The 15,506-nt window shown below is 76.7% G+C and carries 16 protein-coding genes; 8 read left to right on the forward strand and 8 right to left on the reverse strand.

The genetic code is table 11. The features are described from left to right. Positions 1–60: 60 nt before the first annotated feature. Both AC2TDM_RS05665 and ilvA read left to right on the forward strand, forming a co-directional pair. Positions 61–1,257 (forward strand): AI-2E family transporter, encoded by a 1,197-nt coding sequence (locus tag AC2TDM_RS05665; RefSeq protein ID WP_484636080.1) that lies wholly within the window; start codon positions 61–63, stop codon positions 1,255–1,257. A 93-nt stretch (positions 1,258–1,350) separates the two neighbouring features. Continuing rightward, positions 1,351–2,556, forward strand: coding sequence for a threonine ammonia-lyase (ilvA, locus tag AC2TDM_RS05670; protein WP_484636081.1), 1,206 nt, complete (start codon positions 1,351–1,353; stop codon positions 2,554–2,556). Between the two features lie 77 nt (positions 2,557–2,633). Here the strand turns inward: ilvA and greA are convergent, their stop codons facing one another. Beyond that, a complete protein-coding gene (gene greA, locus AC2TDM_RS05675) occupies positions 2,634–3,125 on the reverse strand; it encodes a transcription elongation factor GreA (protein ID WP_484636082.1) in 492 nt (163 codons plus the stop codon). A gap of 210 nt (positions 3,126–3,335) precedes the next feature. Further along, on the reverse strand, positions 3,336–3,743 hold the full coding sequence (locus AC2TDM_RS05680; RefSeq protein WP_484636083.1) for a DUF4307 domain-containing protein: 408 nt from the start codon (positions 3,741–3,743) through the stop codon (positions 3,336–3,338). A gap of 120 nt (positions 3,744–3,863) precedes the next feature. On the opposite strand from AC2TDM_RS05680, the gene mca reads away from it, so the two are divergent. Genes mca through AC2TDM_RS05695 form a run of 3 tightly spaced genes read left to right on the forward strand, consistent with a single transcriptional unit; the run spans position 3,864 to position 5,850 of the window. Continuing rightward, positions 3,864–4,739: a mycothiol conjugate amidase Mca gene (mca, locus tag AC2TDM_RS05685; protein ID WP_090033519.1), complete on the forward strand. Its 876-nt coding sequence runs from the start codon at positions 3,864–3,866 to the stop codon at positions 4,737–4,739. Continuing rightward, positions 4,736–5,020: a hypothetical protein gene (locus AC2TDM_RS05690; RefSeq protein WP_484636084.1), complete on the forward strand. Its 285-nt coding sequence runs from the start codon at positions 4,736–4,738 to the stop codon at positions 5,018–5,020. Before mca ends, AC2TDM_RS05690 begins: the two co-directional genes overlap by 4 nt. After that, positions 5,017–5,850, forward strand: a complete 834-nt coding sequence (locus AC2TDM_RS05695; protein WP_484636085.1) for a nitrilase-related carbon-nitrogen hydrolase — start codon at positions 5,017–5,019, stop codon at positions 5,848–5,850. Before AC2TDM_RS05690 ends, AC2TDM_RS05695 begins: the two co-directional genes overlap by 4 nt. A 102-nt stretch (positions 5,851–5,952) precedes the next feature. Here AC2TDM_RS05695 and trhA read toward each other — a convergent pair whose 3' ends face one another. Beyond that, positions 5,953–6,639 carry a PAQR family membrane homeostasis protein TrhA gene (gene trhA / locus AC2TDM_RS05700; protein ID WP_090033523.1) on the reverse strand — a complete coding sequence of 229 codons (687 nt, stop codon included), beginning with the start codon at positions 6,637–6,639 and terminating at the stop codon, positions 5,953–5,955. A 260-nt stretch (positions 6,640–6,899) separates the two neighbouring features. On the opposite strand from trhA, the gene AC2TDM_RS05705 reads away from it, so the two are divergent. Both AC2TDM_RS05705 and phoH2 read left to right on the forward strand, forming a co-directional pair. Next, positions 6,900–7,664, forward strand: coding sequence for an isoprenyl transferase (locus AC2TDM_RS05705; protein ID WP_090033640.1), 765 nt, complete (start codon positions 6,900–6,902; stop codon positions 7,662–7,664). 331 nt (positions 7,665–7,995) lie between these two features. Further along, a complete protein-coding gene (gene phoH2, locus AC2TDM_RS05710; protein ID WP_090033641.1) occupies positions 7,996–9,309 on the forward strand; it encodes an RNA 5'-3' helicase PhoH2 in 1,314 nt (437 codons plus the stop codon). Between the two features lie 99 nt (positions 9,310–9,408). Here phoH2 and AC2TDM_RS05715 read toward each other — a convergent pair whose 3' ends face one another. Genes AC2TDM_RS05715 through xseA form a run of 4 tightly spaced genes read right to left on the reverse strand, consistent with a single transcriptional unit; the run spans position 9,409 to position 12,763 of the window. Beyond that, positions 9,409–10,098, reverse strand: coding sequence for a carbonic anhydrase (locus AC2TDM_RS05715; RefSeq protein ID WP_239078744.1), 690 nt, complete (start codon positions 10,096–10,098; stop codon positions 9,409–9,411). Between the two features lie 33 nt (positions 10,099–10,131). Continuing rightward, on the reverse strand, positions 10,132–11,154 hold the full coding sequence (locus AC2TDM_RS05720; RefSeq protein WP_090033525.1) for a carbohydrate kinase family protein: 1,023 nt from the start codon (positions 11,152–11,154) through the stop codon (positions 10,132–10,134). Next, complete coding sequence (locus tag AC2TDM_RS05725; RefSeq protein ID WP_275407333.1) at positions 11,151–11,492, reverse strand: exodeoxyribonuclease VII small subunit; 342 nt, start codon at positions 11,490–11,492, stop codon at positions 11,151–11,153. The genes AC2TDM_RS05720 and AC2TDM_RS05725 overlap by 4 nt, the downstream gene beginning before the upstream one ends. 5 nt (positions 11,493–11,497) lie before the next feature. Continuing rightward, positions 11,498–12,763, reverse strand: a complete 1,266-nt coding sequence (gene xseA, locus AC2TDM_RS05730; protein ID WP_090033644.1) for an exodeoxyribonuclease VII large subunit — start codon at positions 12,761–12,763, stop codon at positions 11,498–11,500. A 210-nt stretch (positions 12,764–12,973) separates the two neighbouring features. Between xseA and AC2TDM_RS05735 the strand changes: the two genes are divergently transcribed. Further along, positions 12,974–14,014 carry a 4-hydroxy-3-methylbut-2-enyl diphosphate reductase gene (locus AC2TDM_RS05735; protein ID WP_239078745.1) on the forward strand — a complete coding sequence of 347 codons (1,041 nt, stop codon included), beginning with the start codon at positions 12,974–12,976 and terminating at the stop codon, positions 14,012–14,014. A 55-nt stretch (positions 14,015–14,069) separates the two neighbouring features. On the opposite strand, the gene AC2TDM_RS05740 is transcribed toward AC2TDM_RS05735, so the two are convergent. Continuing rightward, entirely contained in the window at positions 14,070–15,497 is a 1,428-nt protein-coding gene (locus AC2TDM_RS05740) for a DNA recombination protein RmuC (RefSeq protein WP_239078746.1), read from the reverse strand. Between the last annotated feature and the right edge of the window lie 9 nt (positions 15,498–15,506).

Here is a 15,506-nt window from a genome sequence, read left to right on the forward strand (position 1 = left end):
TTCCCGCCTCCGACACGCCCCGCGGGGCCGCCCCGCGCGCCGGGGCCTAGCGTGTGCGGCGTGAGCACGAGCACCGGGGCGCCCGGCGTCCCCGACAGGCCGGCCGGGCGGTACGACGTGGCGGGGCACGTGCCGCCGTCGGTGCGGGGCGCGGCCGCGTGGTCCTGGCGCATCGTCGCCATCGCGCTGGGCGTCGCGCTGCTGTTCGTCGTCGTCTCCGAGCTCGAGGTGATCCTCGTGCCCGTCGCGGTGGCGCTGCTGCTCACGGTGCTGCTGACGCCCGTCGTGCACGGGCTGCAGCGCCTGCGGTTCCCGCGCGCCCTGGCGTCGATCACCGCCGTGCTCGGCCTGCTCGTCGTCGTCGCGGGGCTGCTCACCCTGGCCGGCAACTCCATCGCCAACGGCATCGGCGAGCTGTGGGGGCAGGCCTCGCAGGGCATCGACCAGGTGCTGGACTGGCTGTCCACCGGGCCCCTGGGCATCTCGACGACGGACCTGTCCGGCTACGTCGACCAGGCCCAGGAGGCGCTCTCGGGCGCCGGCACCGGCCTGCTGTCCGGGGCGCTGTCCGTCACGACGACGATCGGCCACGTGCTGGCCGGCACCCTCATCGCCCTGTTCTGCACGTTCTTCTTCCTGCTCGACGGCCGGGCCATCTGGCGCTGGGTCGTGCGGCTCATGCCGCGCGCCGCGCGCCAGCAGGTGCACGAGGCGGGCCGCCGCGGCGTCGTGACGCTCAGCGCCTACACGCGCACGCAGATCCTCGTGGCCGCGGTCGACGCCGTCGGCATCGGGCTCGGCGCGCTGCTGCTGGGGCTGCCGCTCGCCCTGCCCCTGGCGATCCTCGTCTTCGTCGGCTCGTTCATCCCGCTCGTCGGGGCCGTCGTCACCGGGTCGGTGGCCATCCTCGTCGCCCTCGTCTCGCAGGGGCCCCTGCAGGCGCTCATCATGCTGGCCGTCGTCCTGGGCGTGCAGCAGCTCGAGGGGCACGTCCTCCAGCCGTTCCTCATGGGGCACGCCGTGTCGCTGCACCCGGTGGCGGTGCTGCTCGTCGTCGCGGCGGGGTCCTTCCTCGCGGGCATCGTCGGGGCGCTGTTCGCGGTCCCGCTGGCCGCCGTCCTCAACACGGTCGTGCTGTACCTGCACGGGCACGACAAGTTCCCCGCCCTGGGCCGTGACCCGCTCCCACCCCCCGAACCCAGCGCCGGGGCCGTGCCGCCCGCCGGGGACGACGACCCCTCCGCGGCGCGCGCATAGAGCCCGGGGGCCGCGCCGGACGACCGCCCCGGAGGACCGCGCCCGACAGGTGCGCCCGACGAGCGCGCCGGGCGACCGGCCTACGATCCCGGGGTGATCGGACCCGCCGACGTGGCCGCCGCCGCCGAGCTCCTGGCAGGTGTCGTCCACCGCACGCCCCTGCAGCACAGCCGGGCCCTGTCCGACCTGCTCGGGCGGCCCGTGCTGCTCAAGTGCGAGAACCTGCAGCGCACGGGCTCGTTCAAGATCCGCGGCGCGTACACCCGCCTCGCCCGGCTGCCCGACGAGGAGCGCGCGCACGGCGTCGTCGCCGCCAGCGCCGGCAACCACGCGCAGGGCGTAGCGCTCGCGGCGGGCCTGCTGGGGCTCCCGGCCACCGTCTACATGCCGCTCGACGCGTCCCTGCCCAAGGTCGCCGCGACCCGGCAGTACGGCGCGCACGTCGAGCTCGTCGGCCGCAGCGTCGACGAGGCGCTGGGCCACGCACGCGAGCACGCCGCGCGGACAGGGGCCGTGCTCGTGCACCCCTTCGACCACGAGGACGTGGACGCGGGGCAGGGGACGGTGGCGCTCGAGGTGGTCCAGGACGTGCCCGACGTGACCGACCTCGTCGTGCCCGTGGGCGGCGGCGGGCTGGCCGCCGGGATGGCCGCAGCGGTGGCGGACCGCCCGGGCGTCCGCGTCGTCGGCGTGCAGGCCGCGGGGGCCGCCGCCTACCCCGCCTCGCTCGCGGCGGGCAGGCCCGTGCCCGCGACGGAGCTGCACACGATGGCCGACGGCATCGCCATCGGCCTGCCCGGCAGCGTCCCGTTCGAGCTCCTGCACGCCCACGCGGTGCCGGTGGCCACGGTGTCCGAGGACGACCTGTCGCGCGCGCTGCTCCTCGTCGCCGAGCGGGCGAAGCTGCTGGTGGAGCCCTCCGGCGCGGCCGGGGTGGCGGCGCTCATGGCCCGGCCCGGCGACTTCGCGGGCGACGGCACGCTCGTCGTCGTGCTCTCGGGCGGGAACGTCGACCCGCTCGTGCTCATGCGCGTGGTCCGCCACGGGCTCGTCGCCGCCGGGCGCTACCTGGGGCTGCGCGTGCGGGTCGCGGACCGGCCGGGCGTGCTCGCCGCGCTCCTGGCCGACCTCGCGCAGCTCGGCGCGAACGTCGTGCACGTGGCCCACGTGCGCACGGGGCCGGACCTGGCCGTCGACGAGGTGGGCATCGACGTGCAGGTGGAGACGAAGGGGCACGAGCACCGCGCGCTGGTGCTCGAGCGGCTGCGCGAGCGCGGGTACCGGCCGGACGCGGGCTGACCCCGCGCACCGGTGGGGTGCGCGGGGTCAGCGACGGCCCCGGGTCGAGCTCGAGGTCGGCCGGGCCGGTGTGACGGTCAGCCCTCGAAGGGGCTCGCGGCGCGGATCTCGACGGCGATCGTGCGGCCGTTCGGCGCCTCGTAGGACGTCGAGTCGCCGACCTTGCGGCCGTTGATCGCCGCACCGAGCGGCGAGGTGGGGGAGAACACGTCGATGTCCGAGGACCCGGCGATCTCGCGCGAGCCCAGCAGGAACCGCATCTCGTCGCCGGCGACGAGGGCGGTCACGACCATGCCCTGCTCGACGACCCCGTCGTCGGGCGGCGTGCCGATCCGCACGTTGCGCAGCTTCTCCTTGAGCTCGCGGATGCGCGCCTCGGCCTTGCCCTGCTCCTCGCGCGCGGCGTGGTAGCCGCCGTTCTCCTTCAGGTCGCCCTCGTCGCGCGCCGCGGCGATGCGGCCGACGATCTCGTCGCGGCCCGCGCCCTCGAGGTGCGCGAGCTCGGCGCTGAGGCGGTCGTAGGCCTCCTGCGTGAGCCACGTCGCCGCGGTGGTGCTCGTGTCGGTCACGATCGCTCCTCTCTCCGGTACCCGCCGCCACCGGGTCCGCGCGCGCCCGTGCAGGCGCACGTGGGCGGCGGCGGGGCCCGCGAGGGGCGTCCCCGGCGGCGGAGCTGAACGGCCCAGCCTACCGGGCGGCGGCGTGCGCGGACGACGACCGGCGTCGCGTGACGGGCGGCCGCAGCGACGGCCGGTCGGCGCGGGGGACGGGAGCGGCGCTCAGCCCTCGGCCGGTGCGCAGTCGACCAGCGACCCGGTGACGGCGCGGGACGTGGTGGGCACGTCGGCCGTCACGCGCTGGGACCGGACGTCCGACGGACCCACCGTCACGGTCCGGTACCCGACCTCCGTGAAGGACTCCGACAGCGCGCGCACGCGGCACGTCGCCGTGGCGTCGGGCGCCTTCGTCACCTGGAAGGACACCCGCGTCAGGCCGTCGTCGACCACGTCGTACCCGAGGTCCTTCCACAGCACCCGGTCCTGCCACAGCCCCACGACGACCCACACGGCGACCGCCAGCACGGCCGCGGCGGCCAGCGCGACGAGCGTCCACGTGCGCCGGCGGGCGCCGGCGGTCGGCACCGGGCCGTAGCGACCGGCGGGGGCGGCCGGGGTGGATGTGCTCACGGGTGCTCCTCGGGGGGTGGCATGGGGGATCATTGTCGCGCGCCGCACGGCCCGACCGCGCGGCCCCCACCTCGTGCGATCCCTCGGAGGGATCCTGTGCGACCCCGAAGGAGCTCCCCCATGGCGTCCGAGCGCTTGCGGCTGCTGGCGGTGCACGCGCACCCCGACGACGAGTCGAGCAAGGGCGCGGCCACGACGGCCCGGTACGCCGCCGAGGGGGCCGAGGTGCTCGTCGTCAGCTGCACGGGCGGGGAGCGCGGCGACGTGCTCAACCCCTCGTACGGCGAGGTGGCGCCCGGCGCGATGCCGGACGTGCGCCGGGCCGAGATGGCGGAGGCCGCGCGCGCCCTCGGAGTGCAGCACCGCTGGCTGGGCTTCGTCGACTCCGGGCTGCCCGAGGGTGACCCGCTGCCGCCGCTGCCGGAGGGCTGCTTCGCGCTGCAGCCGCTGGAGGAGGCGGCCGCGCCGCTCGTCGCCATCGTGCGGGAGTTCCGCCCGCACGTCATCACCACGTACGACGAGAACGGCGGCTACCCGCACCCGGACCACATCATGTGCCACAAGGTGAGCCGCGAGGCGTGGGAGGCGGCGGCCGACCCGTCCCGCTACCCCGACGCGGGCGAGCCCTGGGCCGCCCTCAAGCTGTACTACGACGTCGGCTTCAGCCCGGAGCGGATCCGCACCCTGCACGAGGAGATCGAGCGGCGCGGCGGCACGTCCCCCTTCGCGGACTGGCTGGAGCACATGGCCGACCGGCCGTGGCCGGCCCGGACCGTGACGACGAAGGTCCCCGTCGCGGACTTCTTCGAGGCCCGGGACGCGGCCCTGCGCGCGCACGCCACGCAGATCGACCCCGCCGGGTTCTTCTTCCTCGTGCCCCGGGACGTCGAGCGCGAGGTGTGGCCGACCGAGGAGTTCGAGCTCGCGGAGGCGCGGGTGCCGACCTCGCTGCCGGAGGACGACCTCTTCGCTGGCGTCCGCGGGGTCGTCGCGTGAGCGGGCTCCTGCTGGACGCGGCCGTGCGGCTGTCGCTGGCGACGACGCGCACCGCCGCGGGCGCCACCCCGACGCCCGGCCCGTCACCCAGCACCGCGGTCGAGCTGGGGGAGTCCGACCTCGGCTCGCCGGGCTTCCTCGGGTTCGTCGTCACCTTCGTCCTGGCGCTGGCCGTCATCGGGCTCCTGCTGTCCCTCACCCGCAAGCTCCGCCGGGTCAACCACGCCGGCGAGCAGCGCGACGCGGAGGACCGGGCGCCGGGCGCGCCGGGGCCGTCATGACCACGGGGGCCCGACCGGATCCGCCCGCGCGTCCCGCCGTGCGGGTCACGGTGGCGCAGGTGGCGGTGAGCGCCGACCGGGCGGCCAACCGGGAGGCGGCGGCCGACGCGATCGCGCAGGCGGCGCACGCCCGCGCCGACCTGCTCGTCCTGCCCGAGTACGCGTCCGCGTACGACCCCGCCGGGGTCGGGCCCGAGGCGGCCGAGCCGCTCGACGGGCCCTGGGTGTCGGCCCTGCGCGAGCGGGCGGCGGCCACAGGGGTCGCGGTCCTCGCCGGCACCGTGCTGCCGGGCAGCACCCCCGAGCGGGCGGTCAACGCGGTCGTCGCCGTCACGGGCACGGGCGAGCTGGCCGGGGTCTACCGCAAGGTGCACCTCTACGACGCGTTCGGCCACCGCGAGTCCGAGCGCCTCGAGCCCGGGCCGGCGGACGCGCCGCCGCTGGTGCTCGACGTGGCCGGGACGCGGTTCGGCGTCCTCACCTGCTACGACCTGCGGTTCCCCGAGTCCGCGCGGCGCTGCGTCGACGCGGGGGCGGACGTGCTCGTCGTGCCCGCGGCCTGGGCCGCCGGACCCCTCAAGGCGGACCAGTGGCGCGCGCTGGCCGTGGCCCGCGCGATCGAGAACACCGCCACGGTGGTGGCCGTCGGGCAGGCGGGGCACGGGGTCACCGGGCGCTCGCTCGTCGTCGGGCCGGACGGGGTCGTCGGGCTGGAGCTCGACGAGCGGCCGGCGGTCCGGACCGTCGACGTGGACCCGGCCGCCGCTGCCGCGGTGCGGGCGTCGAACCCGTCCCTGGCCAACCGGCGCTACACCGTCGTCCCGCGCTGAGCCGACCGCGCTGGGTCGACCGCGCTGAACCGACCGCTGAGCCGACCGCGGTGCGCCGCGCCGTGCCGCCGCCGGGCCGCGACGGTGCGGGGCGCCCCGGCGTCAGCCGGCCGCGGCCGTGGCGATGGCCACGGCGACGAAGTGGCACGCGAAGCCGACCACGGTCAGGGCGTGGAACACCTCGTGGAATCCGAACCAGCGGGGGCTCGGGTCGGGGCGCCGGAGCCCGTAGACCACGGCCCCCAGCGTGTAGGCCAGACCGCCGCCGGCGACGAGCCAGAGCACGGCGTCGCCACCGGACCGGCCGAAGGCCGGCATGAACCACACCGCCACCCAGCCCAGCGCGACGTAGACCGGCACGTACACCCACCGCGGGGCGGACAGCCACAGCACGCGCGCGAGCACCCCCGCCAGCGCACCGGACCAGACCACCAGCAGCAGCGTGCGCGCCGTGGACGCCGGCAGCAGCAGGACCGACAGCGGCGTGTACGTGCCCGCGATGATGAGGAAGATGTTCGTGTGGTCGAGCCGGCGCAGCACGGCCGCCGTCCGGGGCGACCAGGTCCCGCGGTGGTAGACGGCGCTCGTGCCGAACAGCAGGACGGCGGACAGGCCGAAGACGGCCGTCGACCAGCGGGCCGCCGGCGTCGGCGCGAGGGCGACGAGCACCACGCAGGCGGCGAGCACCAGCGGGCTCACCCCGGCGTGGAGCCAGCCCCGCAGGCGCGGCTTCACGGCGGCGACCACCTCGTCGACGGGTCCCGTCGGGGGGACGGCCTGCCTGCTCATCACGCCTCTGCTCCTGCTCGTCCTCGGCGGTGCGGACCGCCCCGGGGCGGTGAACCTACGTCACCGTAGGTTACGGGGGCGTAGGGAGGGTGTCGACGTCCGCCGCGGTCGTGCCGGACGCGGCCGCCCGGGCGGCGGTACGGTGTGCCGGTCCGGGCGACGGGTCACCCGCCGCGTCGGCGGCCCCGGGGGACCGGGCCGGCCGGTGTCGGCCGGTGTCGGCCGGACCGAGGTGCCGGACCTGGTGCGAGGAGGGGTGCGTGCGGCTGCCGAACCCGCTCTACCGGCTGTACGAGCGCCGGCTCGCCACCTCCCTGCGCCCCGAGCGCGTGCCGTGCCACATCGGGGTCATCCTCGACGGCAACCGGCGCTGGGCGCGGACGCAGGGGGAGTCGACCGCGACGGGCCACCAGCGCGGCGCCGACAAGATCACCGAGCTGCTCGGCTGGTGCGAGGACATCGGCGTCCAGGTCGTCACGCTGTGGATGCTGTCCACCGACAACCTCGTCTCGCGGCCCGTCGCGGAGCTGGGGCCGCTGCTCGCGATCATCGAGGACGCGGTGACGGCGCTGGCCGCCACGGGTCGCTGGCGGGTGCAGGCCGTGGGGTCGCCGGAGCTGCTGCCCGCCTCGACGCTCGAGGTGCTGGACCGCGCGGAGAAGGCCACGGCCGACGTCACGGGCCTGCACGTCAACGTCGCCGTCGGCTACGGGGGCCGCCAGGAGATCGCCGACGCCGTGCGCGCCTTCCTGCGCCGCCACGCCGAGGCGGGGTCGAGCCTGGACGAGCTCGCGGAGGCGTTCGACGTCGAGCACATCGCCGAGCACCTCTACACGCGCGGGCAGCCCGACCCGGACCTGGTGATCCGCACGTCCGGCGAGCAGCGCCTCGGCGGGTTCCTGCTCTGGCAGAGCGCGCACTCGGAGTTCTACTTCTGCGAGGCCTACTGGCCCGACTTCCGCCGCGTGGACTTCCTGCGCGCGGTGCGCTCCTACGGGGAGCGCGAGCGGCGCCTCGGCCGCTGAGGCCCGCGACCCGTCGCGACCGGTCCTCGTCCGCTCCGTCCTCGTCGCCGGGGCTCGTCCCCGCCCTCGTCGCCGCCCCTCGTCGCCCGTCCGGGTGGCGGCACGTGAACAGTGCGTGACGTGGCGCGCGCCACGCCGGGGACCTACCAGCGCCGGCGTGGTCCCGGCGTAGCGTCGCAGGGCAAGAGGGCGGCGCCCCGCCGCCGGAGGGAGAGCGCACGTGACCCACGAGGCTCAGGTCGTCGAGAACGGCACCACCCCCACCAGCACCGCGGCGAGCGCGGCCGGCAGGGCCGCCGGCGCGTCCGGCCCCAACGGCCGACGGACGCACGTGCTCGACACCTCGGTCCTGCTGTCGGACCCGAAGGCCATCTCCCGCTTCGCCGAGCACGACGTGGTGCTGCCCATCGTCGTCATCACCGAGCTCGAGGCGAAGCGGCACCACGCGGAGCTGGGCTACTTCGCCCGGTCCGCCCTGCGCCTGCTCGACGACCTGCGCATCCGCCACGGCGGACTCGACCGTCCGCTGCCCATCGGCGACGGCGGGGGCACCCTGCGCGTCGAGCTCAACCACATCGACCCCGGCGTGCTGCCGGCCGGGTTCCGGCTCGGCGACAACGACACGCGGATCCTCGCGGTGGCCGCCAACCTCGCCCGTGAGGGGCACGACGTCACCGTCGTCTCCAAGGATCTGCCGATGCGCGTCAAGGCGTCGGCGGTCGGGCTGCGGGCGGAGGAGTACCGCGCGGAGCTCGCGGTCGACTCGGGCTGGACCGGCATGGACGCGCTCGACCTCACCGAGGCGCAGATGAACGACCTGTGGGAGCACGAGTCGCTCCCGCTGGCGGAGGTGGAGCCGGGCGGGTTCGCCGGCACCGCCGCCGGGGCGCCGGCCGACCTGCCGTGCCACACGGGCCTCGTGCTGCACGGGCCGCGCGGCTCGGCGCTCGGGCGGGTCACGGCGGACAAGCACCTGCAGCTCGTCCGGGGCGACCGCGACGTCTTCGGCGTGCACGGCCGGTCGGCGGAGCAGCGCATCGCCATCGACCTGCTGCTCGACCCGGACGTGGGCATCGTCTCCCTCGGCGGCCGCGCCGGCACCGGCAAGTCGGCGCTGGCCCTGTGCGCCGGCCTCGAGGCGGTGCTCGAGAAGCGGCAGCACCGCAAGGTCATGGTGTTCCGTCCGCTGTACGCCGTCGGCGGCCAGGACCTCGGCTACCTGCCGGGGTCCGAGGCCGAGAAGATGAACCCCTGGGCGCAGGCCGTGTTCGACACGCTCGGCGCGCTCGTCGGCAAGGAGGTCGTCGAGGAGGTGCTCGACCGCGACATCCTCGAGGTGCTGCCGCTGACGCACATCCGCGGGCGCTCGCTGCACGACGCGTTCGTCATCGTCGACGAGGCCCAGTCGCTCGAGCGCAACGTGCTGCTGACGGTGCTCTCGCGCATCGGCCAGAGCTCGCGCGTCGTCCTCACGCACGACGTGGCGCAGCGCGACAACCTGCGCGTCGGCCGGCACGACGGCGTCGCCGCGGTGATCGAGGCGCTCAAGGGCCACCCGCTGTTCGCCCACGTCACGCTCACGCGGTCGGAGCGCTCACCCGTCGCCGCGCTGGTGACCGAGCTGCTCGAGGGCATCGAGGTCTGACGCACCGGCCGGGGTGCCCGACGGGCGCCCCGGCCGCGGCGGCGGCCGTCCGGCGGGGACGGCTCGACCCGGGCGTCAGGCGGGGACGGCCGTCGGGTGTCAGGCCGGGACGGCCGGCGCGGCGGTGGGCTGCTCGCCGATGTCGCCGACGACGGCCACCACCTCGGCCTCGCCGTCCGCCAGCGTGTACTCCACGCCCACGACGGCGCAGCGGCCCTCCGCGATCGCCTCGGCCAGCAGCACGGAGTAGCCCTGCAGCATCGTCACGGTGTTCCTGACGTGCTCGCGGCCCAGCAGGCCGGGGTCGATGTGCGCCAGGCCCGGCCCCTCCGGCCCGGCGAGCTGGACGATGCTCGGCACGACGCGGTCCACGACGGCGCGGACGAACCCGCGGGGCAGCGACCCCTCGTTGAGGGCGGTCGTCGCGGCGGCCACGGCCCCGCACCGGTCGTGCCCGAGGACGACGACGAGCGGCGCGCCCAGCACCTCGGTGCCGTACTCGATGGACCCGATGACGGTCGTGTCGAGCACGTGCCCGGCCGTCCGCACGACGAACACGTCGCCGAGGCCCTGGTCGAAGATGATCTCGGCCGCCAGCCGCGAGTCCGAGCAGCCGAAGATGACGGCGTAGGGGTGCTGCCCCTCCGCCAGCTCCGCGCGGCGCGCCACGTCCTGAGACGGGTGCTCCATGGCGCCGGCGATGAAACGGCGGTTGCCCTCGCGCAGCGCGCGCCAGGCCTCGGCCGGCGTGCTCGGGCGGGACGCGGGGGCGGCGGTGGGGGTCGTCACGGCGCCGATGGTGCCATGCGACCCCGCCGCTGGTCAGCCCTCGTCCAGCTCCGCGGACGTGGGCGGGTTCGCCCCGGGGCGCGAGACGGTGATCGCGGCGATCCGCACGCACCGGGCGAGGACCGCGGTGAGGGCGTCGGCGTCGATCGCGGCCAGCGCCGCGCGGCGGTCCGGCCCGAGCAGGCCCGCGCTCCACAGCCCGTCGATCAGGCCACCCATGAAGGAGTCGCCGGCGCCGACGGTGTCGGCCACCTGCACCCGCTGCGCCGGGAGGTCGACCTCCACGCCGGCCGACGTCACGGCGACGGTGCCCTCCCCGCCGCGCGTGACGACGACGAGGGCGGGCCCCGCACCGACCCAGCGCCGGGCCACGTCGGCGGGGTCCAGGCCGGGCAGCAGCCACGCCAGGTCCTCGTCACTCACCTTGACGACGTCGGCGAGCGCGACGAGGGCCTCGACCAAGGGCAGGACGTCCACCGGGTCCCCCATGAGGGCGGGGCGCAGGTTCGGGTCGTAGGTGATCGTGCTGGTCGCACGCCGCCGCTCCAGCAGCTCGGCCACGCGCGGGCCGCCGGGCCGCAGCACCGTGGCGATCGAGCCGGTGTGCACGACCAGCGCGTCGCCCGCGCCCTCGTCGACGGGGGCCGGCAGGTCCCACTCGAGGTCGAAGGCGTACGTCGCGACGCCGGCGTCGTCGAGCGTGGCGACCGCCCGGGACGTCCGTTCCGGAGCCCGGTCCCCGGTGAGCACCCGTACGCCCGAGGCCTCGAGGTGCGTGCGGACCGTCCGCCCGTCCTCGTCGTCCGCGAGCCAGGTGAGCAGCTCCGCGCGGCGTCCCAGCCGGGCCAGCCCGAGCGCGACGTTCGCCGGGCTGCCGCCGGGGTGCGCCGCCCCGGGCGCCCCCGTCCGGCGCACGACGTCGACGAGCGCCTCGCCGACGACGAGCGCCCGTGCGGCCGGTGCACCCGGTGCACCACCGCCTGCCGTGCCGCCGTGCCCGCCCGGGGCCGCCTCATCCGTCCGCCCGGTCGTCGGGCCGGCCGCCTGCTCGCTCATCGCTGCCTCTCCTCGTCGAGAACCCCCGCCGGCGCTGCGCCGGGGGCCGCTGCGTCGGCCCGGCGGACCTGCGCGAGGCGCTCCCGCGCCCCGTCGAGCCACTGCTGGCACCGGGCCGCGAGCGCCTCCCCGCGCTCCCACAGGGCCATGGACTCCTCCAGGGAGCCGGCGCCGGCCTCCAGGCGGGCGACGACCGCGACGAGGCCGTCGCGCGCCTCCTCGTAGGACAGTCCCGCGACGTCGGCGTGCGGGGCAGGTCCGGTACCGGTATCGGTGCCGGTATCGGTGCCGAGGCCGCGGTCGGCCGCACCGCCTGCGGGCTCGGGCTGGGCGCTCACGGCGGTCATCCAACCAGACGGGCCGTGCCCGCCACGGCCGTCGCCCCCAGCTCCCCGCGGGCCACGCGCACGCGCAGCCGCTCGCCGTCGGCCACCTCCCCGGGATCCCGCACGACGGACCCGTCCGCGTGCCGCACGACGGCGTACCCGCGCTCGAGGGTCGCGGCGGGGGACAGGGCCGTGACCTGCGCGCCGAGCCGCGCGACCTCGGCCGCGGCGACGTGCAGCCGGTCGGCGACGACCCGGTGCGCGCGCCGCGCCAGGTCGTCGACCTGGCGCTGGTGCGGCTCGAGCAGCGCGGTGGGCTGCACGAGGACCGGCCGGCTGCGCAGGTGGTCGAGGGCGCCCTGCTCCCGCTGGACGCGCTGGGCGAGCGCGGCGCGGGCGCGGTGCCGCGACTCCGTCAGCCGCGCGCGCTCCTGCGCGACGTCGGGGACGACGCGCTTGGCCGCGTCCGTGGGCGTGGACGCCCGCAGGTCGGCCACGAGGTCGAGCAGCGGGGTGTCGAGGTGGTGCCCGATGGCGCTCACCAGCGGCGTCCGGCAGGCCGCCGCCACGCGCACGAGCGTCTCGTTGCTGAAGGGCAGGAGGTCCTCGAAGGAGCCTCCGCCGCGAGCCACCACGACGACCTCCACCCGCGGGTCCCGGTCGAGCTCCTCGATCGCGGCGCACACCTCGGGGACCGCGCGCGGGCCCTGCACCGTCACGCGCCGCACCTCGAACTGCACGGCCCCCCAGCGCGCCCGGGCGTTGGAGACGACGTCGTGCTCCGCGTCGCCCTGCTGCGCGCACACGAGCCCGACGACGGCCGGCAGGAACGGCAGGCGCCGCTTGCGGCGCTCGTCGAACAGGCCCTCCGAGGCCAGGACGCCCTTGAGGTGCTCGATGCGCGCCAGCAGCTCCCCGATCCCGACGAGCCGGGCCGCGTCGGCCGCGAAGGACAGGTCCCCCTTCTTGGGGTGGAACTGCGGCCGCGCGTGCACGACGAGGTGCGCGCCGTCCGCCAAGCGGTCCCCGAGACCCGCCAGCGCCCGCGCGGGGGCCGTCACGGACACCGACATGTCGAGGTCCGTGTCCCGCAGCGTGAGGAACCACAGCGTGTTCCACCGCCGCAGGTTGAGCACCTGCCCCTCGACCCAGACCGGCGGCATCCGCGCCACGTAGTCCGCGACCTTCGGCGCCAGGTGGCGCACGGGCCACGGGCGCTCCGGCGTGGTGTCGGCGGCCCGCACGGGCAGGGGCAGCGGCCCGCGGGGCGCTGCCTCCGCCAGGTGGTCAGCCGTACCGGCCGGCGCGTCGGGGACCCCCGGCACGTCGAGGCCCCCCGACGCGTCGGGGAGGGGGAGGGGAACGCTGCTCACGGGACCAGCCTGCCCCACCCCACCGACAGGCCCGTCGGCGCGTGCCGGGGCGGCGGACGTCACGTCGCCCACGTGCTGCTCGGCACGGTGCCCTCAGGGAGCGCCGCCTAGACTCGTGCGGTGACCACCCCCGTCCCCTCCGCCGCCCCCGTCGCCCGCAAGCGCGTGCTGCTCGCGGCCCCGCGCGGCTACTGCGCCGGCGTGGACCGGGCGGTCGTCGCGGTCGAGAAGGCGCTCGAGACCTACGGCGCCCCGGTGTACGTCCGCAAGGAGATCGTGCACAACAAGCACGTCGTGCAGACGCTCGCCGCCCGCGGCGCCGTCTTCGTCGACGAGACGGACGAGGTGCCCGAGGGTGCGCGCGTCGTCTTCTCCGCCCACGGGGTCTCCCCGGCCGTGCACGCCTCCGCCGCCGCCCGGTCCCTGCAGACCATCGACGCCACGTGCCCGCTCGTGACGAAGGTGCACAAGGAGGCCGTGCGGTTCGCCGCCGAGGACCGCGAGATCCTCCTCATCGGGCACACGGGCCACGAGGAGGTCGAGGGCACGTACGGGGAGGCGCCCGACCACATCCAGGTCGTCAACGGCCCCGAGGACGTGGACGCCCTCGTCGTGCGGGACCCCGAGCGGCTCGTGTGGATCTCGCAGACGACGCTGTCCGTCGACGAGACGATGGAGACCGTCCGCCGCCTGCGCGAGCGGTTCCCGCACCTGCAGGACCCGCCGAGCGACGACATCTGCTACGCGACGCAGAACCGCCAGGTCGCGGTGAAGAAGCTGGCGCCGGCGTGCGACGTCGTCATCACGGTGGGCTCGGCCAACTCCTCCAACTCCGTGCGCCTCGTCGAGGTCGCGCGCGAGTCCGGCGCCCGGGCCTCCTACCGGGTCGACCACGCCGACGAGCTGGACCCGGCCTGGTTCGACGGGGCCACGACGGTCGGCGTGACCTCCGGGGCCTCCGTGCCGGAGATCCTCGTCACCGGGGTCCTCGAGCGGCTCGCCGGCTGGGGCTGGGGCGAGGTCGAGGAGGTCCGCACGGCGACGGAGGACCTCATGTTCTCCCTCCCGCGCGAGCTGCGGACCGACCTGCGGGAGCGCGGTGTCGACCAGCAGCGGCCGCGCCGCGACGGGCGTCGGTCGCTCGAGGTCCAGCCGGTCTGACGCCCTCGACGGCCGCCGCCGGCGGCGACGTCCCGAGGCTCCCCGCCGCGCGCGACTACGCGCCCGCGGCGCGAGGGTGGCCGTCCTGCGGCTCGCGCGCCGCGTCGGGCGTCGCCGCGTCGAGCGCCGCCGTGTCGCGCGGGCCCCACCCGCCACGGTCAGGGCCCGCGTCGTCGGGCTCGGCGAGCGCGGCCTCGAGCAGCTCGGGCGCGGACAGGGCGTGCAGCCGCGGGTCGACCGGCGCCGGCGCCGCCAGCGGCTCGTGCGCGACGCCGAGGTCGGTGAAGCGGCGCGCCGTGACGAGGACGCGCGTCTCCAGCGAGGCCACGGTCCGGTTGTAGGCGGACGCCGCCTGCTCCAGCGAGCGGCCCAGCCGCCCCAGGTGGCCCCCGAGCGTCGCGAGGCGCCCGTGCAGCTCCGTGCCGAGCTGGAGCACCGCCTGCGCGTTGGCCGCGACCGCGTCCTGCTTCCAGGCGTACGCGACGGTCCGCAGCAGGGCCAGCAGCGTGGCGGGCGTCGCGATGACGACGTCCCGGTCGAACGCGTGCTCCATGAGTCCGGGGTCCTCCTCGAGCGCGGCGAGCAGGAACGGCTCGGCCGGCACGAACAGCACGACGAACTCCGGCGCCGGCGCGACGCCCTCCCAGTACCGCTTCGCCGCCAGGCCGTCGACGTGCGCGCGCAGGTGCCGGGCGTGGGCGGCCAGCCGTCGGCGCCGCGTCCCCTCGTCGGCCGCCTCCACGGCCTCCAGGTAGCCGAGGAACGCGACCTTGGCGTCGACGACGACGTGCCGGCCGCCCGACAGGTGAACGACGAGGTCGGGCCGCTGCACGCCGTCGTCGGTGACCACCCGTTGCTGCTCGACGAAGTCGACGTGCGCGAGCATCCCGGCCGCCTCCACGACGCGGCGCAGCTGCACCTCGCCCCACCGCCCGCGCACCTGCGAGGAGCGCAGGGCCGTCGACAGCCGCCCGGTCTCCGTGCGCAGACCCTCCGCCTGCTCGCGCAGGGCCCGCACCTGCTCACCCAGCGCGGCCTGGCCCGCGGCCCGGTCCTGCTCGGCGGCGGCGAGCTGGGCGCGCACCCGCTCGAGCGTGCCCGCCAGGGGGTCCACGAGCGCCGCGACCGCCCGCTCGCGCTCCGCCAGCTCGCCCGCCTGGAGCTGGTGCCCGGCGGCGAGCCGCTGCTGCGCCAGGACGAGGAACTGCTCGGACGCGGTCGCCAGCACGTCGGAGGCCACGTCCCGGAACCGGTCGCCCAGCACGGCCGTCTCCGCCGCGTGCCGCTCCTGCTCCGCCCGCGCCGCCTCGCGCTCCGCCTCCCGGCGCTCACGGGCGCGGGCCGCCTCCACCTCGGCGCGCGCCAGGCGCGCCGCCCCCTCCCGCTCGGCCCGCGCGCGCCCGAGGACGTACCCGAGCGCGACCCCCGCGAGGAGCGCGACCACCGCGCCCACCAGCACCGCCACCACCGTCGCCGTCTGCACGACCGCACC

It is taken from the genome of Cellulomonas sp. plas2, assembly GCF_057221735.1.